Origin of the sequence: Avibacterium volantium, assembly GCF_049366555.1 — a bacterium.
Taxonomy (GTDB): Bacteria; Pseudomonadota; Gammaproteobacteria; order Enterobacterales; family Pasteurellaceae; genus Avibacterium; species Avibacterium volantium_A.
In genome coordinates, this window is the sequence record NZ_JBMMGT010000004.1 from 30,765 (window position 1) to 52,652 (window position 21,888).

Consider the following 21,888-nt stretch of genomic DNA (forward strand, 5'->3'; position numbering starts at 1 on the left):
TTAATCTTTCAGCGAATTACAAAGCTAAGCATAAAGAAAATGCAACAAATGGGAAATTTTATTGTCTGACTAACACAATGGTTTCCCATTATTTTAGGATTAAAGGAAGATTTATGAAAAAAATGGCAGTAAAAATCACCGCACTTTTATGTTTAGGTTTAAGCCAAATGGCTTGGGCTGATGCGGTGAGTGAATTACAAACGCGCCTTAACAAAGTGGACGTGTTAAGCGCAGATTATGTGCAAAAAGTGAGTGATGCCAAAGGCAAAGAAATTCAACAAGGCAAAGGTAAACTTCGCATTAAACGCCCAAATTTATTCAGAATGGATAACCAATCTCCGCAAGAAAGCCAAATTGTGTCAGACGGCAAAACCCTGTGGTTTTACGATCCTTTCGTGCAGCAGGTTACGGCAAATTGGGTGTCTGAAGCGGTGAATAATACACCATTTGTGTTGCTTACCAGCAATGATCAAGCGCAATGGAAAAAATATACCGTCGCGCAATCAGCGGATACCTTTACCCTTAAACCAAAATCTGCGAAAAGCAATATTAAGCAATTCAATATTCGCATTGATTCTGATGGTGTGTTAAAAAACTTTAGCACCACAGAAAAAGACGGACAAACCAATTTATACTTATTGCGTAATATCACCAACCAACCGTTGGCAGATAATTTGTTTAAATTCAGCGTGCCGAAAGGTGCAGAGCTGGACGATCAGCGCAAGAAAAAGTAACGAAAAAATCACCGCACTTTAAGGCTAAATGGTTTACAATTTAGCCTTATTTTTTCCTGAAATTATCCACATACGAGAGAAAAAAATGCCTAATCTTGCTTTTGACTTTGCTGAAAATGATTTCCGCCCTTTAGCGGCGAGAATGCGTCCAACCCATTTAGACGAATATTATGGACAATGCCATTTGATTGGTGTAGGTAAACCATTACGCAAAGCCATTGAAGCGGGGCATATTCACTCAATGATTTTGTGGGGGCCGCCCGGCACAGGCAAAACCACCTTGGCAGAAATTATTGCGCAACGTATTAATGCGGAAGTGGAACGGATTTCAGCGGTAACAGGTGGGGTAAAGGAAATTCGTGAAGCCATTGAGCGCGCCAAACAAAATCGGCTTGCAGGGCAGCGTACCATTTTATTTGTGGACGAAGTCCATCGTTTCAACAAAAGCCAGCAAGATGCGTTTTTGCCTTATATTGAAGATGGCACGGTGATTTTTATTGGCGCAACCACTGAAAATCCTTCTTTTGAACTGAATAACGCCTTGCTTTCGCGTGCGCGCGTGTATGTGCTGAAATCCTTAACCGCACAAGAAATCGAACAAGTGTTACAGCGCGCCATTAATGACAAAGAAAAAGGGCTAGGCAACCTTGATTTAATCTTAGAAGACAATTTACTTGCAATGCTGGCGGAATATGTCAATGGCGATGCACGCCTTGCATTAAATAGCCTTGAATTAATGGCCGATATGGCGGAAGAGGGCAAAAATGGCAAATTTTTGCACCGCACTTTATTAACGGAAGTGTTGGGCGAACGGCAAGCCCGTTTTGATAAACAAGGCGATCGCTTCTATGATCTCATCTCAGCCTTGCATAAATCCGTGCGTGGCTCATCGCCAGATGCCGCTTTATATTGGTATGCGCGCATTTTAACCGCAGGCGGCGATCCCCTTTATGTGGCGCGCCGTTTATTGGCCATTGCCTCAGAAGATGTGGGCAATGCCGATCCGCGCGCAATGCAAGTGGCCATTGCCGCTTGGGATTGCTTCACGCGCGTGGGGGCAGCCGAAGGGGAGCGTGCCATTGCGCAAGCCATTGTTTATTTAGCTGTTGCACCGAAAAGCAATGCCGTGTATCAAGCTTTCAAGGCCGCGAAAAAGCACGCCTTAGAAAGCCCTGATTATGATGTGCCAGAGCATTTACGCAACGCGCCAACTCATTTGATGAAAGAACTAGGTTTCGGTGCAGAATATCGTTATGCACACAACGAAGAAAATGCTTATGCCGCAGGGGAAAATTATTTCCCAGAAGCGCTGAAAGATACCCAATATTATTTCCCTGTTGCTCGAGGAATGGAAATTCAAATTCGTGAAAAATTAGAAAAACTTCGCCAACTTGACGAGCAAAGTCCAAATATCCGTTATAAATCTGGCAAGTAGTTTAGGAGCGGTTGATCACTCAAATGCAAAATGAATGATCAACAGCCCTAGTTTATTTTTTTTATCCGATCTAAAATAGAACGGTTTTTTGAGCATATTTATTTTCTAAAGGTAACAAAATGATTGATGCAAATTTATTACGCAATAATCTTGCGGAAGTGGCAGAAAAATTAAAAGTAAGACGTGGCTTTGAGTTAGATGTAGCGCGTATCACAGAATTAGAAGAACAGCGCAAAGCCCTACAAGTTAAAACCGAAACCTTACAAGCAGAGCGTAATGCGCGCTCAAAAGCCATTGGTGCGGCAAAAGCACGCGGTGAGGACATTGAGCCATTATTGGCGGAAGTGGATAATATGGGCATTGAATTAAGTATGGCGAAAAGCCAACTTGATGATGTGCAAGCGGATCTGCAAGAAATTGCTCTTAGCATTCCAAATATTCCTGCCGATGAAGTGCCACTGGGCAACGATGAAAACGACAATGTGGAGATTTCTCGTTGGGGCGAGCCAAGAACCTTTGATTTTGAAGTGAAAGATCACGTTACCTTAGGCGAGCATTTGCAAGGGCTAGATTTTGCTGCAGGCGTGAAATTAAGCGGCGCGCGTTTTGTGGTAATGAAAGGACAAATTGCCAAAATGCACCGTGCGCTAGCGCAATTTATGCTCGATTTGCATACCGAACAACACGGTTATAGCGAAACCTATGTGCCTTATTTAGTTAATCACGCCACCCTTTATGGCACAGGGCAGCTACCAAAATTTGGCGAAGATTTATTCCATACCAAACCGCTAGAAGGAGAGCAACCTTACGCCTTAATTCCAACGGCGGAAGTGCCAGTTACCAACCTTGTGCGTGATGAAATTTTAGACCAAGCGGAACTGCCAATTAAAATGACCGCACATACCCCTTGTTTCCGTTCAGAAGCAGGATCTTACGGCCGTGATACCCGTGGTTTGATCCGCATGCACCAATTCGACAAAGTAGAAATGGTACAAATCGTAGAGCCAGAAAAATCAATGGAAGCTTTGGAAGAACTCACTGGCCACGCGGAAAAAGTGTTGCAGTTGTTAAATCTGCCTTATCGTAAAGTGTTACTATGTACTGGCGATATGGGCTTTGGCTCAGCTAAAACTTACGATTTAGAAGTTTGGGTGCCAGCACAAAATACCTACCGTGAAATTTCTTCTTGCTCAAATATGTGGGATTTCCAAGCGCGCCGTATGCAGGCTCGTTATCGTGTGAAAGGCGAGAAAAAACCACGCCTTGTTCACACCCTAAATGGCTCAGGCTTAGCCGTTGGCCGCACCCTTGTTGCCGTGCTTGAAAACTACCAAAACGCAGACGGCAGCATCACCGTGCCAGAGGTGTTGCGTCCATATATGGGCGGATTGGAAGTGATTGGGAAATAATCTCTCCCTAAAAGACGGTTGTACTAATCTGTATCTCAAATGCTGAGTTAAGCTCAAGAACTTGAGGTACAGATTTTTTTATATGTAAACAAAGCCAACGCTTAACTATTCAAATTATTAAGTGCGGTGTAAAATAAGCGAATTTTTCTTTGTGCATAAATACGCTGAACTTTGCTTACTGCTATAAATTTTTACCGAAATCGTGCTAGAATAAGCGCCGTTTTTTGTCAGTGGATTTTATAGGTCAACAAATGAAACCCTCTATTATCAGTAAATTAGATAGTTTAAATGAACGCCACGAAGAGCTAGAAGCCTTGCTTGGCGATGCCTCAGTCATTAGCGATCAAGAAAAATTTCGTGCTTATTCAAAAGAATATGCCCAACTTGAAGACGTCGTGAAATGCTTTGCACGCTGGAAACAGTTAAATAGCAATATGGAAGAAGCCGAATTATTGCTCGATGATCCAAGTATGCGTGAAATGGCACAAGAAGAAATTGAAGAATGCAAAGCCGAAATTGAGCAAGTAGAAGCGCAATTACAAATTTTATTACTGCCGAAAGATCCTAACGATGAATATAACTGCTATTTAGAAATCCGCGCAGGAACAGGCGGTGATGAAGCAGGGATCTTCGCGGGTGATTTATTCCGTATGTACAGCCGCTATGCGGAAAGTAAGCGTTGGCGTGTGGAAATGCTCAGCGCGAATGAAAGCGAGCAGGGCGGTTATAAAGAAGTGATCGTCAAAATCAGCGGCGAAAATGTATATGGTCAGTTAAAATTTGAATCAGGCGGACACCGAGTTCAACGCGTGCCAAAAACGGAATCGCAAGGACGAATTCATACTTCCGCTTGTACCGTGGCGGTAATGCCAGAATTGCCAGAAAGCGAATTGCCAGAAATTAACCCTGCAGATTTACGTATTGATACTTATCGCTCATCAGGCGCAGGCGGTCAGCACGTTAATACCACCGATTCAGCGGTACGAATCACCCATATTCCAACAGGCATTGTGGTGGAATGCCAAGAAGAGCGTTCACAACATAAAAACAAAGCCAAAGCAATGTCAGTGCTAGCTTCTCGAATTGTGCAAGCCGAACAAGAACGCCAAGCCGCGGAACAAGCAGACACGCGCCGCAATTTGCTTGGTTCGGGTGATCGTTCGGATAAAATCCGTACCTATAATTACCCACAAGGCCGTGTTACCGATCACCGCATCAACCTAACGATCTATCGCTTAGATGAAGTGATGAACGGCAAAATGGACGAACTAATCCAACCAATCATCACCGAATACCAAGCTGATCAGCTTGCGGCGTTGTCAGATCAAGGATAATTAGCCAGTTAATTCGCTAAGAAAAAAGAAAAGTGTGGTATAAAAACGAGAAAAAATACTGTAACTTAATATAATAAAAAAAGGCTTGATTTTCACATCAAGCCTTTTGTTTTACCTTAATTTTTATTGCACCAACAAATAAAAATTGGTTTTACCACGCAAAATATTTAATGCGATAGTAGAAGGTTTATCTTTGAGTGATTTACGCAGTTGGTCTAGGTTCTCAACTGGCGAGCGGTTTATGCCGATAATCACATCGCCGTCTTTTAAGCCTAGGCGTTGTGCGAGCGATTTATCCTTAATTTTGCTAATTTCAACGCCTTTTTGTCCTTTTGCATTATAGTTGCTTAACTCTGCGCCTTCTAAGGCTGGGAGAAGGTTTGTTGCGCTGGCTTTGGCTTCTTCATCTGGTTGCAAGGTAACGGAAGTGGTGTTGGATTTACCATCGCGTAAATAGGTTAATTCCACGTTTTTACCCGCACCAGTGGTGGCGATTTTGGCTCGCAATTCGGCGAAGCTGGATAGTTTTTGGCCGTTAATTGCCGTGATCACATCGCCTGCTTGTAAGCCCGCTTTTTCTGCGGCAGAATCTGGCAATACTTCACTTATGAATGCGCCTTGTTGTGCATCAATTTTGAGGGCTTTGGCTAAATCAGCATTGAGTTCAGCCCCTTTAATGCCTAATAATCCACGGCGAACTTCGCCAAATTCAAGGATTTGTTTCACAAGGCTGTTTGCCATATTGCTTGGAATAGCGAAAGCAATGCCCGCATTTCCTCCACTCGGTGAGATAATGGCGGTATTGATGCCGATTAATTCGCCATTAAGGTTAAGCAATGGGCCACCAGAATTGCCTTGGTTTACTGCGGCGTCAGTTTGAATGTAATTTTCATAGCTACCGCGTTCTGAGCCAGTTGAGCGTCCAAGAGCAGAAACAATCCCTGAGGTTACTGTTTGCCCTAGACCAAATGGGTTGCCGACTGCTACGGTGTAATCACCAACGCGTAGTTTATCGGAGTCAGCCATTTTGATTTCAGTAAGATTTTTCGGATCTTCTAGCTGAATTAAGGCAATATCAGAAAGCTCATCTGCGCCCACTAATTTAGCTTTAAATTCGCGTCCGTCTTGTAATTTCACGGTGATTTTATCTGCTTGATCAATAACGTGATTATTGGTTAGCACATAACCTTTTTCGGCATTGATAATCACACCAGAGCCGAGTCCTTTGAAGCTACGCGGAGCGTTGTTCTTAAAAATATCCGGCCCGAAGAAAAATTTGAATTCTTCAGGAATATCGTCATTTTGGAAGCGTGCTTTTTGTTTTCCTTCCACCGCAATGGAAACGACGCTAGGTAGAACTTGTTCTAGCATTGGCGCTAAAGTAGGCGTGCCAGAAAGCGTGCTTGGTGGGGGCAATGTTGCCGTTGCGTTCACCGAAGTGCCAAGCACAGTTAAGCCAAGAGCGATACTCGTTAATAAAAAATGTTTTCTTTTCACTTCATTTCTCCATTTCGTTACTAAGTGTCATTTTAAAATAAGAACAGATCTCAATTTTTAAAGGGATCTATCGCTATTTTCTTTCATTGCTGAAAGCGTGTTTGTTGTTTTGCCTAAGACAAAGAAAATAAAAAATTGTTCGTGAAAATTGTATGGTTTTTGAGAAATTACAAAAAAAGAGGTAAATGACTGGAGCTTTTTAAATTAGCCCACATTTTTATTAAATTTTAACTTTTCGTGAAAAACAAAGTGCGGTGGAAATTTTCTGTGATTTTTCTCACATTTTTAAAAATTTAGTGTTTTAGATTTTGGTTAGATCGGTTATTTTTTATTTATCGAAACGTTTCGATAAAATTTTTATAAGGTTTTGATATGGTTTTTAGGGAGGCAATATGAAGAAAACAGGAATTTTGAATGCGCCGCTGTCATTACAGATAGCGCAGCTAGGGCATACGGATTTTTTAACGATTTGTGATGCAGGCTTACCAATTCCAGTGGGAATGGAAACCGTAGATCTTGCCTTGAGTGCGGGGATTCCAAGTTTTTTATCGGTTTTTGATGCTGTAGTGGGTGAATGTTTTGTGGAGCGAGTGATTTTAGCCAAAGAAATTGAATACCAAAATCCGAGCATTCATCAAGCGTTATTGCAGAAACTTGAACAATTAGTGCGACAACAAAACAACGAAATTACAGTGGATTATGTATCCCACGAAGAATTTAAAGCCTTGAGCCAAGAGAGCAAAGCTATAGTACGTTCGGGCGAATGTACGCCTTATGCCAATATCATTCTTGTTTCAGGTGTACCATTTTAAGGGGGCGTGATGAAACCCATTTTAAGATTAGACAACATTTGTAAATCCTTCCCCGGCGTGCGTGCATTGCATAATGCAAGCTTGTCCGTTTATGCGGGGCGAGTGATGGCATTAATGGGCGAAAATGGCGCAGGCAAATCAACCTTGATGAAAATTCTCACCGGGATTTATCAGCAAGATAGCGGAGAGATTTATTTTCACGGAGAGAAAGTGCGGTATAAAAATCCGAAATTTTCTCAGTTAGCGGGAATCAGTATTATTCATCAAGAACTCAATATTATTCCTAATTTAACCATTGCCGAAAATATTTTCTTAGGGCGAGAGTTTACCCATAAATTTGGCGGTATTGATTGGGCTAAAATGACGGAAGAATCCGCAAAACTGCTGCAACGTTTGAAAGTCAAACATCACCCTTCAACACCTGTCGCAAAACTTTCCTTAGGTGAGTTGCAAATGATTGAAATCGCCAAAGCATTAAGTTTTGATGCCAAGGTGATTATTATGGACGAGCCAACCGATGCCTTAACCGATTCTGAAACTCAAGCCCTGTTTGACGTCATTCGAGAATTGAAAGCGGAAGGTTGTGGGATCGTATTTATCTCTCACCGTATGCAAGATATTTTTACCATTTGTGATGATGTAACTATTTTACGCGATGGTGAGTTTATTGCAGAAAGTGAGCTTTCCGCCATTAATGAAGAACAGCTTATTGAACTGATGGTGGGCAGAAAGCTGGAAGAACAATATCCCCATCTTGATAGCCCTATTGGTGAGCCAGTATTACGCGTGCAAAATTTGACGGGGCAGGGCGTTAATAACGTGTCTTTTCAGTTAAATCGCGGTGAAATTCTTGGCGTGTCAGGTTTAATGGGGGCAGGCAGAACGGAACTGATGAAACTCATTTATGGCGCGTTACCGAAAAAGCGCGGTGAGATTTTTCTACATAATCGTGCTTTGACGATTCGTTCCCCGCAAGATGGCTTAAATAATGGCATTGTGTATATTTCTGAAGATCGTAAAGGCGATGGTTTGGTGTTGGGAATGTCAATTAAAGAAAATATGACGCTCACCACATTAAAACAGCTCACTAAAAATTGGACGATTGATCACCGTGCTGAAAAAATGACCGTCAATGATTTTATTCTACTCTTTAATGTGAAAACCCCTTCAATGGATCAAACGATCGGTTTGTTATCAGGCGGTAATCAGCAAAAAGTGGCGATTGCCAAAGGGTTGATGACACGGCCTGATGTCTTAATTTTAGATGAGCCAACTCGTGGTATTGATGTGGGAGCAAAAAAGGAAATTTATCAGTTAATCAATAAATTTAAAGAAGAAGGAATGAGCATTATCGTGGTTTCTTCCGATATGCCAGAAATTATTGGTATGAGTGATCGTGTTTTGGTGATGAATAATGGCGAAATTAGTGGTGAATTCTTGCGTGAAGAAGTGAGCCAAGAAAAGCTCTTAACGGCCGCTATCACGCAACAGCATTAAAAGGATAAATTATGACAACAACAAAATTAAAAAATTTCCTGATTGAGCAACGTTCAATTTTGGCTTTAATTGTCTTGATTGTAATTGTTTCTAGCATTAATCCGAATTTTTTCACAATGGATAATTTGCTAAATATTTTGCGTCAAACCTCAGTCAATGCCATTATCGCAGTGGGAATGACCTTTGTGATTTTAACTGCAGGGATCGATCTTTCAGTGGGATCGGTATTGGCATTAACTGGCGCGATTGCCGCCTCACTGGTGAACCTTGATTTATCTATTTTCATTGTAATTCCCCTTGTTTTATTCTGTGGCACATTATTAGGTGGCATCAGCGGAGTGATTATCGCGAAAGGTAAAGTTCAGGCTTTCATCGCTACCTTGGTAACAATGACCTTATTGCGTGGCGTAACAATGGTTTATACCGACGGGCGACCAATCAGCCTTGGCTTTTCTGATGTAGCAGAGCAATTTTCTTTCCTTGGAACAGGGTATTTATTCAATATTCCTTTCCCAATTTGGTTAATGGCAATTATTTTTCTTGTTGCTTGGTATATCTTAAAACATACCCCAATGGGACGTTATATTTATGCCCTAGGTGGCAATGAATCGGCAACCCGTTTATCAGGCATTAATGTGGATAAAGTAAAAATATTCGTGTACGCAGTAAGCGGATTTTTAGCCACCGTTGCAGGATTGATTGTGACTTCAAGATTATCTTCTGCACAGCCAACCGCGGGTGTCTCCTATGAGCTTGATGCGATTGCCGCAGTTGTTGTCGGTGGTACAAGTTTAATGGGCGGAAAAGGGCGTATCTTTGGCACGTTAATTGGTGCGCTGATTATTGGATTCTTAAATAATGCCTTGAATTTATTGGATATTTCTTCTTATTATCAAATGATTGCAAAATCAATCGTTATTTTGGCAGCTGTACTTACCGATCATTTTTTCAGTCGAAAAAATGCTTAACTTAAACTCACCTAATGAAAGGAGATGTGTATGAAAAAATTAACGTTACTGGCGTCCGCAGTGATTCTTGGTTCGGCTGTTAGCCAAGCGGTGGTAGCAAAAGAGACCATTGCATTAGCCGTTTCAACTTTAGATAATCCGTTTTTCGTTACCCTAAAAGAAGGGGCGGAAAAAGAAGCAGATAAATTGGGCTATAACCTTGTAGTCTTAGATTCACAAAATGATCCAGCGAAAGAGCTGGCGAATGTTGAAGATGTTACCGTACGCGGTGCAAAAGTATTACTGATTAACCCAACGGATTCTACCGCAGTAGCGAGTGCGGTGCGAATGGCAAATCAAAAAAATATTCCTGTGATTACCTTAGACCGTGGTGCAGCACAAGGCAAAGTGGTGAGTCATATTGCTTCTGATAATGTGGCTGGTGGCAAAATGGCAGGGGATTTCATCGCAGAAAAATTGGGAGATAATGCGAAAGTCATTCAATTAGAAGGCATTGCTGGAACGTCTGCTGCACGTGAACGTGGTGAAGGCTTTAAGCAAGCGGTAGAAGCACATAAATTTGACGTATTAGCCAGTCAGCCTGCAGATTTTGATCGTACCAAAGGCTTAAATGTAATGGAAAACTTACTCACTGCGCAACCAAATGTACAAGCCGTATTTGCTCAAAATGATGAAATGGCGCTCGGTGCAATTCGAGCTGTTCAAGCGGCGAATAAATCGGTGTTAATCGTTGGATTTGATGGTACAGATGATGGCGTAAAAGCAGTAAAAAGTGGCAAGTTGGCTGCGACTATTGCCCAACAACCAGCGTTGATCGGTGCATTAGGCGTGCAGACGGCTGACAAGGTGATTAAAGGCGAAGATGTTGAAGCACAAATCCCTGTGCCGTTAAAAGTGATCAGTCAATAATCCTTTAATGATTCAAGGCGGATTTAGTATTCGCCTTGAATTTCACTTTTGTGTATTGGGTATATTGCCAAATATTTTTCGCGTGTCATCACGTTTTTATCAATGTATTTCGCAATATGCACAAAATATAAGTGCGGTGCTTTTTTTCGTGATTTTTATTAAGGAATAACTATGCGCAATTCAACCCTAACCATTCTCGGTAGTATTAACGCCGATCATCTTATTCAAGTGTCACATTTTCCACAGCCGGGGGAAACCTTGTCGGGACGTAATTATCAAGTGGTGTACGGCGGAAAGGGGGCAAATCAAGCGGTGGCGGCGGCACGCTTGGGAGCGACGGTGAATTTTATCGCTTGTGTAGGAAATGACGATATTGGGCAGGAGATGAAAAAATCTTTCGCACAATCAGGAATGAATACGGCGGCCATTTATGAAGTTACACAGGCTCGCACAGGGATCGCAATGATTCAAGTGGCAGATAGCGGAGAAAATAGCATTGTGATTTCCGCGGGGGCGAATGCGTGTTTGAATGCTGATAGGGTGCAGTCTTTCGCCCATATTATTGAGCAGAGCGATGCCTTGCTGATGCAATTAGAAACCCCCTTGGACGGCGTGTTGTGTGCGGCGAAATTAGCGAAACGAGCGGGTAAGCAGGTGGTGCTAAATCCCGCACCTGCACAGCCTCTGCCTGATGAATTGTTGGCTCAGCTAACAATGATTACGCCAAATGAAACAGAAGCGGAAATTCTTACAGGCGTGAAAGTGGTGGATTACCAAAGTGCGGTGCAATCTGCACAAGTTTTTCATCGAAAAGGGGTGGAAACTGTCTTGATCACCTTAGGTGCGAAAGGCGTTTTTGTTAGCCATCAAAACCAACAGGAAATTGTACAAGGTTTTGTGGTGCAGGCAACGGATACCACCGCCGCTGGGGATACCTTTAATGGAGCGTTGATGACGGCATTATTAGAAGGTAAATCATTAAATCAAGCCATTCATTTTGCCCAAGCCGCCGCAGCGATAAGTGTTACCCGTTTAGGCGCACAAACCTCCATTCCTACTCGGCAAGAAACCCTCGATTTTTTGGCTCAGCATCATTAGAATGACAAGCATTTAGTGATCAACATTTGAGAAGTCATTATGGCAACAATGAAAGATATTGCACGCATCGCACAGGTTTCGACCTCCACCGTGTCGCACGTGATTAATAACACGGGCTATGTGAGCGATGCAATGCGAGAACGCATAATGAAGGTTGTCAAAGAACTGAATTATCGCCCTTCCGTCTTGGCGAGAAGTTTGAAAATCAAGCAAACCAAAACCTTAGGTATGCTGGTTACCGCAACCAACAACCCTTTTTTTGCGGAAGTGGTGAGTGGTGTTGAGCAATATTGTAATCAGCACGATTATAATCTGATTATTTCAAGTCTAGATGGCAATGAAGATCGCTTAGAGCAAAATATTCAAACGCTGATTCAAAAACAGGTGGACGGCTTGTTGTTAATGTATTCTGATAGTCGTCATTCCTTTCTTAAACAGCTTGATGTTGCCTTGCCAATGGTGATTATGGACTGGTGGCCAACGGCATTAAGTGCGGATAAAATTTATGAAAATTCTGAACTTGGTGCATATCTTGCGACAAAATGCTTAATTGAGCAAGGGCATAAAGCGATTGCGATTATCACCGGAAATCTGAATAAATCCCTCGCACAAAATCGTTTACAAGGCTATAAAAAAGCCTTAAACGAACATCAGTTAGCCATTCGTGATGAATGGATTATCGAAAGCCATTTTGATTTTGAAGGTGGCGTGGAAGGAATGAAAAAGTTGTTACAAGCGGGCAAACGGCCTACGGCTGTGTTTGCGTGCAGCGACACGATTGCGGTGGGCGTTTATCAAGTGGCGTGGCAAAATGGTTTGCGTATTCCGCAAGATCTTTCTGTGATTGGCTATGATGATATTACCCTTTCCCAATATCTCGCCCCGCCGCTCACCACCATTCACCAACCTAAAGCCGAATTAGGTAAACTTGCGGTGGAAACCCTGCTAGAACGCATTAAAAATCCCGATAAAAGCGAACAATCTATTTTGCTAGAACCTAAATTAATTTGGCGGGATTCTGTGCGGGTTTTAAGAAAATAAATATACCTCTTTTTTATTAGTATTAAGATTTACTTAGCCAAAAAGCACGCCTATAATCAAAAGGATTTTATCATCTGTATTCAGGAGGAAACTATGGCAGAACTTGAAACGCCAAGACGAAATTGGCTACAAAAAATTGAATATATCGGCAATAAATTACCCGACATTACAATGTTGTTTATTTATGCGCTAATTGTATGTTGGTTACTTTCTTGGGGACTTTCTTATTTCCATTTTGATTATATCCACCCCATTCAAAAAACACCGATTCAAATCACTAATCTTTTCCAATCTTCTGAAATTGCGACCTTTTTCTCATCACTCACCAAAAATTTTGTTAATTTCCCACCACTCGGCATTACCATTGTTGCCACGCTCGGGATTGGGATTGCGGAAGCCAGCGGCTTTATTAATGTGGGATTAAGCCGCGCTTTAGCGGTGATACCTAGAAAAATGGTAACGCCTGCGGTGATTTTAATTTCAATCTTTGCTCATATTGCTTCTGATTCTTCTTATGTAATTTTAATGCCAATTGCGGCGCTGATTTTCTATTCCGTGGGCAAACACCCCTTATCGGGAATCGCAGCGTCATTTGCGGGCTTAGCGGGAGGTTTTTCCGCCAGTTTTACGCCTTCGATTATTGATCCTATTATGCAGAGTTTCACGCAAAGTGCCGCGCGTATTTTAGATCCGAGCTATGATGTGAATGTGCTGTGTAATTACTTTGTGAGTTTAGGTAGTACTGTTTTTGTGATTCTAACTTGCTGGTATATTACAGATAAAATTATCGATCCGCATTTAAAACGCACAATGCCTATTGATAAGGATTTAGATAGCAAAGACACCACGATTAATCCACCAACTGCGCAAGATCTAAAAGCTTTTCGTTGGGCATCGTTGGTGCTGTTGTTAATGGTGGTGGGATTGTTTTTATTGGCGTATCCTGAAAACTCGTTATTGAGAGCGCCTGATGGCTCATTAACCAGTCCAAAATCGCCCATTATGCAAATGATTGTGCCGTTATTGCTGATTTTCTTTGCTGTACCTTCTTTGGTTCACGGCATTATTGCAGGCACATTTAAAGATACGCGCACAGTTACCAAAGCAATGGAAAAAATCACTTATACCCTTGTGCCATTTATTGTGTTTTCCTTTTTCTGCGCGCAATTTTTGTATTCTTTTAACCGTTCAGGAATCGGCACATTGATTGCCTTATCAGGCGCTGAATTTTTGAAAGCCTTGCAAATGCCTGCGGGTATCACCGTGTTTGGTGTGTTGGTATTAACCTTATTGCTAAATATTATTATCACGTCCGCCACATCAAAATGGGCAATTTTGTCGCCAATTCTCGTGCCAATGCTGATGTCAGTGAATATTTCACCCGAATTAACCCAAGCGGCATTTAGAATTAGTGATTCGGTAATGAATGTTTCAACGCCAATGTTTGCCTTTTATCCATTATTGATTTCTTATTGTCAGCGTTATTGTAAAAATACTGGCGTCGGAACGCTTTGTTCAATGATGATTCCATATACCATCGGCTTATTTATTGTGCTAACCCTTGTGTTATATTTATTCTGGGGCTTAGGCATTCCGCTCGGTTTTGATAGCGGCTACACATATCCAAAAGCATAGCGAAAAGAGGGAGGCATTATGCAACAACAATTAATTGATCGTTTTTTTCGTTATCTTGCAATTAGCAGTCAAAGTGATGCAAGTAATCCCACCGTGCCGAGTAGTCAAGGACAATGGGAAATGGCAAAGCTACTGGCGAAAGAATTGCAAGAATTAGGCGTACAAGATGTTGAAATTGACCAACACGCCAATGTAACAGGGGTGCTCAAAGGCACTAAAGCGAATGTCACCGCCATCGGTTTTTGCGCCCATATGGATACCGTAGATGTTGCGCTATCGCCTCACATCTCACCGCAAATCCAAACCTTTAATGGACAGGATTTACAACTTAATGCAGAGCAAAATATTTGGCTAAAAGTTGCTGAACACCCTGAAATTTTGCCTTACCAAGGACAACAGATTATTTTTAGTGATGGCACGAGTGTATTGGGAGCAGATAACAAAGCGGCAATTGCAAATATTATGACCGCACTTTCAATAATTAAGCAAAATAACATTGCCACAGGGGATATTTATATTGCTTTTGTGCCAGACGAAGAAATCGGCTTGCGTGGCGCGAAGTTATTAGATCTCAACAAATTTAAACCGCAGTTTGCCTACACCATTGATTGCTGCGAGCTAGGCGAAGTAGTGTATGAAAACTTTAACGCCGCTTCTGCCAGCATAACCATTCAAGGCGTTAGTGCGCACCCAATGTCGGCAAAGAATGTGCTGATTAATCCTATTTTAGTCGCGCAAGATTTCATCGCCTTGTTTGATCGCAGCCAAACCCCAGAATGTACAGAAAACAAAGAAGGTTACTGGTGGTTTAATCATTTTGAAGCAAACCAAAGCCAAGCCGAGCTTAGCATTGCGATTCGAGATTTTGATAAAGTTCAATTTGAGCAACGCAAAGCTTTCATCGAACAAGCGGTACAGCAAATTCAACAGCGCTACCCAAGAACGGTGATAAATTGCAAAATTTCTGATATTTATGGCAATATCGCAAATAGTTTAGGTGAAGATCGCCGATCCATTGATTTATTATTTAATGCAATGGAACAGATCAATGTAGAGCCCAAAGTGATCCCTATGCGTGGCGGTACAGATGGGGCTGCTCTCTCTGTAAAAGGCATCACCACCCCTAATTATTTCACTGGCGCACATAACTTTCATTCCCGCTTTGAATTTCTGCCCGTTAATTCTTTCGTGAAATCTTGTGAATTGACATTGAAGTTGATTGAGTTGGCAGCGGAGTAAACGAAAAAGAGCAGGGGAAACCTGCTCTTTTTTCTCATATACATTAAATCAATGTATCCACTTTCGCTCTAGCTTGTTCTTGCGATTTTGCCGCGACTTCTGCGCCCGAACCTACGCCTTCCACATAAACAAAATCAACATCATCAATGCCGATAAAGCCAAGGAACGTTTTTAGATAAGGGGTGATAACATCTGTGGCTTGTCCTTGATGCACGCCACCGAAAGAGGCTAAAACAATCGCTTTTTTGCCTTTCACTAAGCCTTCAGGGCCGTTTTCTGTGTATTGGAACGTAACACGCGGACGAGCAATGAAATCAATGTAGCTTTTTAATTGAGTTGGAATATTAAAGTTGTACATTGGCGCATTGATGATAATGGTATCTGCATCTTTCAATTCCGCCACTAACTCATCAGAAAGGGTGAGCAATGCTTTATCCTGTTCTGTTTTTGGCTCACCACGCAAGGCATTAGCTGCGATGCCGTCAAAGTGTGGCAATGGATTTGCGCCTAGATCACGCACAACCACGTCTGTTCCTGCGGGTAATTTTGATACAAGATAGTCCGCAAGTTGATTGGTTTGTGAATAATCGCCGAGAATACTCGATTTTAAAACAAGAACTTTTGACATAATAAATCCTTAAATATTGTTTATCATAAAGTGCGGTCATTATAGAGCGGATTTTTTGTAGAACAATGGTAGAAAAGGAAAAAGATTTTTTCTTAATCGTAAATAATCAGCGGAAAATTGCACTTTGCCAGAAATGCTTTATGATCGCATTTTGATTTTTATTTAACAAAAAAGGACAGCTTATGTGGTCAGAATTAGCAATGGGCTATGGCTTATTTATTCTAGAAATTCTTACGGTGTTATTGGTTATCGCAGGGATTGTTGCGATGATTATGGCGTTTAAACAGAAAAAATCTCACCAAGCAGGGGAGTTGGTGATCACCGATTTATCGCAAGAATATGAAGAAAACACCAAGCGTTTAGCGGAGTTTCATCTTTCTGAAGATGCGTTAAAACAAGCGGAGAAAGCGCGTAAAAAAGAAGAAAAACAAAAAGCCAAAGCAGAAAAAGAAAAGCGCAAAAAAGGCGAGAATCCAGAAAACGAACGCAAGCCTCATTTATTTGTGTTGAGTTTTAAAGGCGATATTTCTGCCTCAGAAACTACCGCACTTCGTGAAGAAGTGAGTGCCATTATTGCTGTCGCTAAACCAGAAGATGAAGTGTTGCTGCGTTTAGAAAGCCCTGGTGGCGTGGTACACGGCTATGGCTTGGCGGCTTCTCAGTTAGCGCGCTTGAAACAGCATCAAATAAAATTAACCGTAGCCGTGGATAAAGTGGCAGCCAGTGGTGGCTATATGATGGCGTGCGTGGCGGATAAAATTATTGCCGCGCCTTTTGCCATTATTGGTTCAGTTGGTGTGGTGGCGCAAGTGCCGAATATTCATCGCTTACTGAAAAAACACGATGTTGATGTGGACGTGATGACAGCTGGCGAATATAAACGCACCGTAACCTTACTCGGCGAAAACACCGAAAAAGGCAAAGAAAAATTCCAGCAAGAGTTAAATGAAACCCATCAATTATTTAAACAATTTGTCGCTCAACACCGCCCACAAATTGATATGGAGCAAATCGCTACAGGGGAACATTGGTTTGGTCAGCAGGCATTAGGATTAAACTTAGTTGATGAAATTGCTACCAGCGATGATTTGATCTTACAAGCCATTAAAGACAAACTCGTGCTTTCAGTGAAATACACAATGAAAAAATCCCTTGTGCAGAAATTAGGAAAACAAGCTGAAGAAAGTGCCGATAATCTGTTGTTGGGCTGGTTGAAGCGTAATGAGCGGACATTATTTTAAGAACTTGAATGTTCTTTACAAAAGATGACAAAAATCTTGGGATTTCACCGCTGTTTATGGACTTTATTAATTTACTTTATGGCGGATTGCCATTAGTATATCGGGCGTTAGATATAGATCTCTTTTAGAGATATTCTAAGAGTTTAGCTTTATAGAAATTAATCAATAAAATCATTTATTAAGGTACACAAAATGAAACTATCACATATTTTGTTTTCTGCAATTGCTGCCACAACCTTAGCAGCCTGTGGAAATTTAAGTAAGGTCAATGATGACGGTACATCAGACAATCTTGTTTGGCCGAAAGTTGAGGATTCAACATTTAATCACAATGGTAGCCAGTATGGCTCTTGGCCAAATTGGGATAACGTACGAATGATTGAGCGTGGTATGAATAAAGATCAAATTTATAACTTGATCGATCGTCCACATTTCGCAGAAGGATTATTCGGTGTGCGTGAATGGGATTATGTGTTTAACTACCGTGAAAATGGAGAACACAAAATCTGTCAATACAAAATTTTATTTGACAAAGATATGAACGCCCAAAGTTTCTTTTGGTATCCAAATGGTTGTAATGGCAGCTTATCTTTCAGTTTAACCGGTGATGTGTTATTTAACTTTGATAAAGATGAGCTTTCACCAAAAGGTTTAGAGGTGATTGACAATGTTGCTGCACAGCTTAAATCAGCAGGCGCAAAAGAAGTAAAAGTTTCAGGGCATACAGACCGTTTAGGTTCAGCAGAATATAATTTACAACTTTCTAAACGCCGCGCGGAGCGTGTTAAAGCACGTTTGATTGAGCAAGGAGTTCAAGCTAATATCGAAGCTATCGGTTATGGTAAGGAATACCAAGTTAAATCTTGTGATAAAGTAACAGGTCAGGCGTTAAGAAATTGTTTGCGCGATAACCGTCGTGTAGAAATTTCTTCATCGGGTAAATTGTTGAAACAGCAAAAAACAACGGAAAAAGGCGGCCCTATTGGTCCAGCTCCGCTTTATGCAAAATAATCTGTTGTTTTAGATGTTGAAATGAAAAAGCTGATTTCAAATGTGAAATCAGCTTTTTTGTATTATATTTTTGCCTTATTTGTCATTCGGCTTAATCGCTAATAAATTGCAATTTAATTTACTGATAACGTGTTCAGCGGTGTTTCCTAGGAAAGCGGCGGAAAGTCCTGTTCTGCCTATTGTGCCTAGTACTACCATTTCTGCCCCTAATTCTTTTGCTACTTCAGGGATAACATCTTCAGGGAAACCCTCTCTAACGTGAGTGTGATCTTCATCAATATTAAATTTTTGGCGTAAAGCTTTCATATTGATCAAATATTGTCCGCGGATACTATTGCTATAATCTGCGGTGCTAAATTCCGGTAAATCTATTGCCATATTGATCGGTGTTGGCGGATAGGCTGTAACAAGGTGTACATTTCCACGTTCCAAACTATCTGCTAAATCAATGCCGAGTGTAACTAATTCATTATTGAGTAGGCTATGATGATCTTCATCATCTGACACATTAACGGCAACCAAAATACGGCGTTGATGTTTCCAATCTCCATCTTTCACGATCATTATTGGCGCAGGGCATTTGCGTAATAGCTGCCAATCCATCGGGGTGAAAATTAGCGAAGTAATGCTTTCTTCTTCCTGTGTATATTTCACCACAAGATCGTAGCTATTTTTTTCAACTTCTTCAGCGATGGCTTCGGCCTCATTGCTATTCCAAACCACCGTTGAATGAAATTCAATATTTGGATCAGCGTATTTGTCCAAATAAGGTTTGATTGCTTTTTGGCGTTGCTCAATAACACCTTGGTGCATATTTTCACGTTCTTCCGAAGAAAGTAGCGCAGACATTTCATAAGATAAATCATAAACCGTCATAAAGGTGGTGATTTTTACCTTGCTTTCACTTTTTTGTTCTTTTACTAAACGCACCGCACGAGCAAGGGCATATTGCTTTTCATTTTCAGGATTTAACACAACCAAGATATTTTTAAATTTCATAACAACCTCCAAATGATGGTTAAGTGTCTTATAGCATAGAAGAGATTGGCAAGAATAACAAGTTAGAGTGGGAAAAAACGTGATCTAGTGCAACATATTGTTGCACTAGAAAGAGCGGAAAAGTAAATTAACTCACCATTTGAATGCGTGTTTTGGTTACCCCCGCAAGTTGTGATAATTCTGCCATATTATTTATGGTGATATATTTACCCTGCACAGATAACATACCCGATTTTTGGAAACGCCCTAGCAAACGGCTAATGGTTTCAACGGTTAAGCCTAAATAATTGCCAATATCGCCGCGAGTCATTGTTAAACGAAACTCCCGCGCTGAGAAACCTCGAGCGGAGTAACGGCGAGAAAGATTATGGATAAATGCGGCTAAGCGTTCTTCTGCATTCATTTTAGATAATAAGAGTATCATTTCTTGATCGCTTTTAATTTCACTACTCATTAAGCGCATAATTTGTTGGCGCAGTTTTGGCATTTTGCCTGATAAATCATCTAAAATATCAAAAGGGATTTCACACACCATTGCGGTTTCTAGGGCTTGTGCAAAACTTGGGTGCTGCATATTGGTAATTGCGTCAAAGCCAACGAGATCACCGGGCAAATGGAAGGACGTAATTTGTTCTTCGCCAGTTTCACTAATAGTGTAAGATTTGATCGTGCCGGAACGGATAGCATACAGAGAAGTAAGAGGATCACCAGCTTGGAATAAGACTTGAGATTTTTGAATAGGTTTTTTGCGTTCAATAATGTTATCAAGCTGATCTAGTTCGTGTTCATTTAATGTGAAAGGAATACAGAGTTGGCTGATACTACAATCTTGGCAGTGAATGGCACAGCCGCCGGATTGAACACGACGCCCAATTTTACTGTCATTAGCTAAAATCTTCATTTAATCCTCAAATAACTCGGTAAAGCAGAAAAAATCATATAAAATTGATCTAACGCAAGAAATGATACCACTAAATGGTAAAATTAAGAAGTTTTAAATAGTTAAATAATTGTTAAGGAAATAATAATGGCAACAGAAAAGCTCACCAAAAAACGTTTAATCCAAATTATTTTAATGCTCTGCGTACTACTTTCCGCATTTTTCTACCGCACTTGCCATTATGAAAAAATCCAAAGTGCGGTGGAAAATCAGCAAATTTCAGACAAAGAAAAAGCCAGCGAGTAGCTGGCTTTCTAGTAATAACCAATGACAACTAACCGTGATTCACAGCAAGTTTTGCAAGGTCTTTATCTACTAAGAATAATCCTTTGCCGTCATCGCCAAGAAGATTTAGTTTATCTAAAATGCCGCTGAATAATTTTTCTTCTTCGTGCTGTTCTGCTACATACCATTGTAAGAAATTGAAGGCTGAGAAGTCTTTTTCTTCAAAGGTTCTGCCGACTAATTCATTGATTTTGCTGGTGATCAGCTTTTCGTGTTGGTAAGTGGTTTCAATCACTTGTTTTAATGAGCTAAATTCGTGCGGCGGCGCTTCAATTTCGCTAATGATTGGCAATGCGCCTGTTTCAGTTAAATAGGTAAACAATTTACGCATATGTTGCATTTCTTCTGCGGCGTGAGCAGATAAAAATTGTGCCGCTCCTTCAAAACCTTGCTGTTCGCACCAAGCGCTCATTTGTAAATATAAGTTTGAAGAATAAAATTCCAAATTCATTTGATCGTTTAATAATTTAATCACGTTGTTTGATAACATTTTTCTCTCCTTTATTCTGATTATTCTAATGTGGCTAAATCGCGGTCAATGTAGTAAAGGGAACGTCCGTCCTCGCCGACTAAATTGAATTTATCAATAATGCTGCTGAACAATTTTTCTTCTTCATGCTGTTCTGCCACATACCATTGTAAGAAATTGAAGGTAGAGTAGTCTTTGTGTTCAAAGGTAACTTCTACCAATTCATTGATTTTTGCGGTAACAAATTTTTCGTGTTCAAGGGTGATTTCAAATACTTCTTTTAAGGATTTGTAATCATTTTTTGGTGCTTCAATTTTGCCTAATAATGGCATACCTGTGGTTTCATTCACATAGGTGAATAATTTTTGCATATGCATCATTTCTTCATCGGCGTGGCGGAGCAAAAAGGCTGCTGCACCTTCATAGCCGTTTGCTGAGCACCAAGCACTCATTTGTAAATACACATTGGAAGAATAAAATTCCAAATTAATTTGTTCGTTTAGTTTTTTAATAATAGCGTCTTGTAACATAGCCACTCCTTTCCTTAATGGTCAATAAAATATAGTGGGCATAGTTTAACCAGTTTTTTCTTTTTTGCAACTAAAAATATTTGTAAGTTATTAATTTTTAAAGGGAATTTTAATAATAATTATTCTATTTGAGAGAATCGTTCTTATTGCCAAATGATAATAAGTAAAGTGCGGTGA

General features: G+C 40.8%; 21 protein-coding genes. 15 read left to right on the forward strand and 6 right to left on the reverse strand.

Features of this window, described 5'->3' with window-relative positions; translation table 11 throughout:
* Positions 1-113 precede the first annotated feature (113 nt).
* The 4 genes from lolA (at position 114) to prfA (ending at position 4,912) form a co-directional block, all read left to right on the forward strand.
* A complete protein-coding gene (gene lolA / locus ACLS0A_RS01705; RefSeq protein WP_416082157.1) occupies positions 114-734 on the forward strand; it encodes an outer membrane lipoprotein chaperone LolA in 621 nt (206 codons plus the stop codon).
* An 85-nt stretch (positions 735-819) separates the two neighbouring features.
* Positions 820-2,169: a replication-associated recombination protein A gene (locus tag ACLS0A_RS01710; RefSeq protein WP_416082158.1), complete on the forward strand. Its 1,350-nt coding sequence runs from the start codon at positions 820-822 to the stop codon at positions 2,167-2,169.
* A gap of 119 nt (positions 2,170-2,288) precedes the next feature.
* Entirely contained in the window at positions 2,289-3,578 is a 1,290-nt protein-coding gene (serS, locus tag ACLS0A_RS01715) for a serine--tRNA ligase (protein WP_126372408.1), read from the forward strand.
* Positions 3,579-3,829: 251 nt separating this feature from the next.
* A complete protein-coding gene (gene prfA, locus ACLS0A_RS01720; RefSeq protein ID WP_194750759.1) occupies positions 3,830-4,912 on the forward strand; it encodes a peptide chain release factor 1 in 1,083 nt (360 codons plus the stop codon).
* 123 nt (positions 4,913-5,035) lie between these two features.
* Here the strand turns inward: prfA and ACLS0A_RS01725 are convergent, their stop codons facing one another.
* Positions 5,036-6,409 carry a Do family serine endopeptidase gene (locus tag ACLS0A_RS01725; RefSeq protein ID WP_416082159.1) on the reverse strand — a complete coding sequence of 458 codons (1,374 nt, stop codon included), beginning with the start codon at positions 6,407-6,409 and terminating at the stop codon, positions 5,036-5,038.
* Between the two features lie 392 nt (positions 6,410-6,801).
* Between ACLS0A_RS01725 and rbsD the strand changes: the two genes are divergently transcribed.
* The 8 genes from rbsD to pepT all read left to right on the forward strand — a co-directional run bounded on the left by rbsD (position 6,802) and on the right by pepT (position 15,608).
* On the forward strand, positions 6,802-7,221 hold the full coding sequence (rbsD, locus tag ACLS0A_RS01730) for a D-ribose pyranase (RefSeq protein WP_416082160.1): 420 nt from the start codon (positions 6,802-6,804) through the stop codon (positions 7,219-7,221).
* A gap of 9 nt (positions 7,222-7,230) precedes the next feature.
* Positions 7,231-8,718, forward strand: coding sequence for a ribose ABC transporter ATP-binding protein RbsA (gene rbsA / locus ACLS0A_RS01735; RefSeq protein WP_416082161.1), 1,488 nt, complete (start codon positions 7,231-7,233; stop codon positions 8,716-8,718).
* A gap of 11 nt (positions 8,719-8,729) precedes the next feature.
* Positions 8,730-9,686 carry a ribose ABC transporter permease gene (rbsC, locus tag ACLS0A_RS01740; RefSeq protein WP_416082162.1) on the forward strand — a complete coding sequence of 319 codons (957 nt, stop codon included), beginning with the start codon at positions 8,730-8,732 and terminating at the stop codon, positions 9,684-9,686.
* Positions 9,687-9,716: 30 nt separating this feature from the next.
* A complete protein-coding gene (gene rbsB, locus ACLS0A_RS01745) occupies positions 9,717-10,595 on the forward strand; it encodes a ribose ABC transporter substrate-binding protein RbsB (protein WP_416082163.1) in 879 nt (292 codons plus the stop codon).
* Positions 10,596-10,766: 171 nt separating this feature from the next.
* Positions 10,767-11,693, forward strand: a complete 927-nt coding sequence (gene rbsK, locus ACLS0A_RS01750) for a ribokinase (protein ID WP_416082164.1) — start codon at positions 10,767-10,769, stop codon at positions 11,691-11,693.
* A 39-nt stretch (positions 11,694-11,732) separates the two neighbouring features.
* Entirely contained in the window at positions 11,733-12,734 is a 1,002-nt protein-coding gene (locus ACLS0A_RS01755) for a substrate-binding domain-containing protein (RefSeq protein WP_416082165.1), read from the forward strand.
* Positions 12,735-12,827: 93 nt separating this feature from the next.
* Positions 12,828-14,369 carry an AbgT family transporter gene (locus ACLS0A_RS01760; RefSeq protein ID WP_416082166.1) on the forward strand — a complete coding sequence of 514 codons (1,542 nt, stop codon included), beginning with the start codon at positions 12,828-12,830 and terminating at the stop codon, positions 14,367-14,369.
* An 18-nt stretch (positions 14,370-14,387) separates the two neighbouring features.
* Entirely contained in the window at positions 14,388-15,608 is a 1,221-nt protein-coding gene (gene pepT / locus ACLS0A_RS01765) for a peptidase T (protein WP_416082167.1), read from the forward strand.
* A 43-nt stretch (positions 15,609-15,651) separates the two neighbouring features.
* Here the strand turns inward: pepT and ACLS0A_RS01770 are convergent, their stop codons facing one another.
* The gene (locus ACLS0A_RS01770; protein ID WP_416082168.1) at positions 15,652-16,236 is read right to left on the reverse strand and encodes an FMN-dependent NADH-azoreductase; all 585 of its coding nucleotides are present in this window, start codon (positions 16,234-16,236) and stop codon (positions 15,652-15,654) included.
* Positions 16,237-16,418: 182 nt separating this feature from the next.
* On the opposite strand from ACLS0A_RS01770, the gene sohB reads away from it, so the two are divergent.
* Both sohB and ACLS0A_RS01780 read left to right on the forward strand, forming a co-directional pair.
* Complete coding sequence (sohB, locus tag ACLS0A_RS01775) at positions 16,419-17,477, forward strand: protease SohB (protein ID WP_416082169.1); 1,059 nt, start codon at positions 16,419-16,421, stop codon at positions 17,475-17,477.
* Positions 17,478-17,669: 192 nt separating this feature from the next.
* The gene (locus tag ACLS0A_RS01780) at positions 17,670-18,488 is read left to right on the forward strand and encodes an OmpA family protein (RefSeq protein WP_416082170.1); all 819 of its coding nucleotides are present in this window, start codon (positions 17,670-17,672) and stop codon (positions 18,486-18,488) included.
* A 75-nt stretch (positions 18,489-18,563) separates the two neighbouring features.
* Here ACLS0A_RS01780 and uspE read toward each other — a convergent pair whose 3' ends face one another.
* Entirely contained in the window at positions 18,564-19,487 is a 924-nt protein-coding gene (gene uspE, locus ACLS0A_RS01785) for a universal stress protein UspE (protein WP_103855329.1), read from the reverse strand.
* Between the two features lie 127 nt (positions 19,488-19,614).
* Positions 19,615-20,388, reverse strand: coding sequence for an FNR family transcription factor (locus ACLS0A_RS01790; protein ID WP_103852498.1), 774 nt, complete (start codon positions 20,386-20,388; stop codon positions 19,615-19,617).
* 126 nt (positions 20,389-20,514) lie between these two features.
* Between ACLS0A_RS01790 and ACLS0A_RS01795 the strand changes: the two genes are divergently transcribed.
* Positions 20,515-20,673 carry a hypothetical protein gene (locus tag ACLS0A_RS01795; RefSeq protein WP_165779928.1) on the forward strand — a complete coding sequence of 53 codons (159 nt, stop codon included), beginning with the start codon at positions 20,515-20,517 and terminating at the stop codon, positions 20,671-20,673.
* Between the two features lie 28 nt (positions 20,674-20,701).
* Here the strand turns inward: ACLS0A_RS01795 and ftnA (ACLS0A_RS01800) are convergent, their stop codons facing one another.
* Both ftnA (ACLS0A_RS01800) and ftnA (ACLS0A_RS01805) read right to left on the reverse strand, forming a co-directional pair.
* Complete coding sequence (ftnA, locus tag ACLS0A_RS01800) at positions 20,702-21,202, reverse strand: non-heme ferritin (RefSeq protein WP_103855330.1); 501 nt, start codon at positions 21,200-21,202, stop codon at positions 20,702-20,704.
* Positions 21,203-21,222: 20 nt separating this feature from the next.
* The gene (ftnA, locus tag ACLS0A_RS01805; RefSeq protein ID WP_115249686.1) at positions 21,223-21,711 is read right to left on the reverse strand and encodes a non-heme ferritin; all 489 of its coding nucleotides are present in this window, start codon (positions 21,709-21,711) and stop codon (positions 21,223-21,225) included.
* Positions 21,712-21,888 lie beyond the last annotated feature (177 nt).

What these genes read in the sequence shown, in the direction of transcription:
- rbsB (WP_416082163.1), top strand. Translation starts at nt 9,717, where the DNA reads ATGAAAAAATTAACGTTACTGGCGTCCGCAGTGATTCTTGGTTCGGCT.
- ftnA (WP_103855330.1), bottom strand. Translation starts at nt 21,202, where the DNA reads ATGTTATCAAACAACGTGATTAAATTATTAAACGATCAAATGAATTTG.
- ACLS0A_RS01790 (WP_103852498.1), bottom strand. Translation starts at nt 20,388, where the DNA reads ATGAAGATTTTAGCTAATGACAGTAAAATTGGGCGTCGTGTTCAATCC.
- ACLS0A_RS01780 (WP_416082170.1), top strand. Translation starts at nt 17,670, where the DNA reads ATGAAACTATCACATATTTTGTTTTCTGCAATTGCTGCCACAACCTTA.
- ACLS0A_RS01795 (WP_165779928.1), top strand. Translation starts at nt 20,515, where the DNA reads ATGGCAACAGAAAAGCTCACCAAAAAACGTTTAATCCAAATTATTTTA.
- ftnA (WP_115249686.1), bottom strand. Translation starts at nt 21,711, where the DNA reads ATGTTACAAGACGCTATTATTAAAAAACTAAACGAACAAATTAATTTG.
- rbsC (WP_416082162.1), top strand. Translation starts at nt 8,730, where the DNA reads ATGACAACAACAAAATTAAAAAATTTCCTGATTGAGCAACGTTCAATT.
- ACLS0A_RS01710 (WP_416082158.1), top strand. Translation starts at nt 820, where the DNA reads ATGCCTAATCTTGCTTTTGACTTTGCTGAAAATGATTTCCGCCCTTTA.
- uspE (WP_103855329.1), bottom strand. Translation starts at nt 19,487, where the DNA reads ATGAAATTTAAAAATATCTTGGTTGTGTTAAATCCTGAAAATGAAAAG.
- lolA (WP_416082157.1), top strand. Translation starts at nt 114, where the DNA reads ATGAAAAAAATGGCAGTAAAAATCACCGCACTTTTATGTTTAGGTTTA.
- ACLS0A_RS01755 (WP_416082165.1), top strand. Translation starts at nt 11,733, where the DNA reads ATGGCAACAATGAAAGATATTGCACGCATCGCACAGGTTTCGACCTCC.
- prfA (WP_194750759.1), top strand. Translation starts at nt 3,830, where the DNA reads ATGAAACCCTCTATTATCAGTAAATTAGATAGTTTAAATGAACGCCAC.
- rbsA (WP_416082161.1), top strand. Translation starts at nt 7,231, where the DNA reads ATGAAACCCATTTTAAGATTAGACAACATTTGTAAATCCTTCCCCGGC.
- ACLS0A_RS01770 (WP_416082168.1), bottom strand. Translation starts at nt 16,236, where the DNA reads ATGTCAAAAGTTCTTGTTTTAAAATCGAGTATTCTCGGCGATTATTCA.
- ACLS0A_RS01760 (WP_416082166.1), top strand. Translation starts at nt 12,828, where the DNA reads ATGGCAGAACTTGAAACGCCAAGACGAAATTGGCTACAAAAAATTGAA.
- rbsK (WP_416082164.1), top strand. Translation starts at nt 10,767, where the DNA reads ATGCGCAATTCAACCCTAACCATTCTCGGTAGTATTAACGCCGATCAT.
- pepT (WP_416082167.1), top strand. Translation starts at nt 14,388, where the DNA reads ATGCAACAACAATTAATTGATCGTTTTTTTCGTTATCTTGCAATTAGC.
- serS (WP_126372408.1), top strand. Translation starts at nt 2,289, where the DNA reads ATGATTGATGCAAATTTATTACGCAATAATCTTGCGGAAGTGGCAGAA.
- rbsD (WP_416082160.1), top strand. Translation starts at nt 6,802, where the DNA reads ATGAAGAAAACAGGAATTTTGAATGCGCCGCTGTCATTACAGATAGCG.
- sohB (WP_416082169.1), top strand. Translation starts at nt 16,419, where the DNA reads ATGTGGTCAGAATTAGCAATGGGCTATGGCTTATTTATTCTAGAAATT.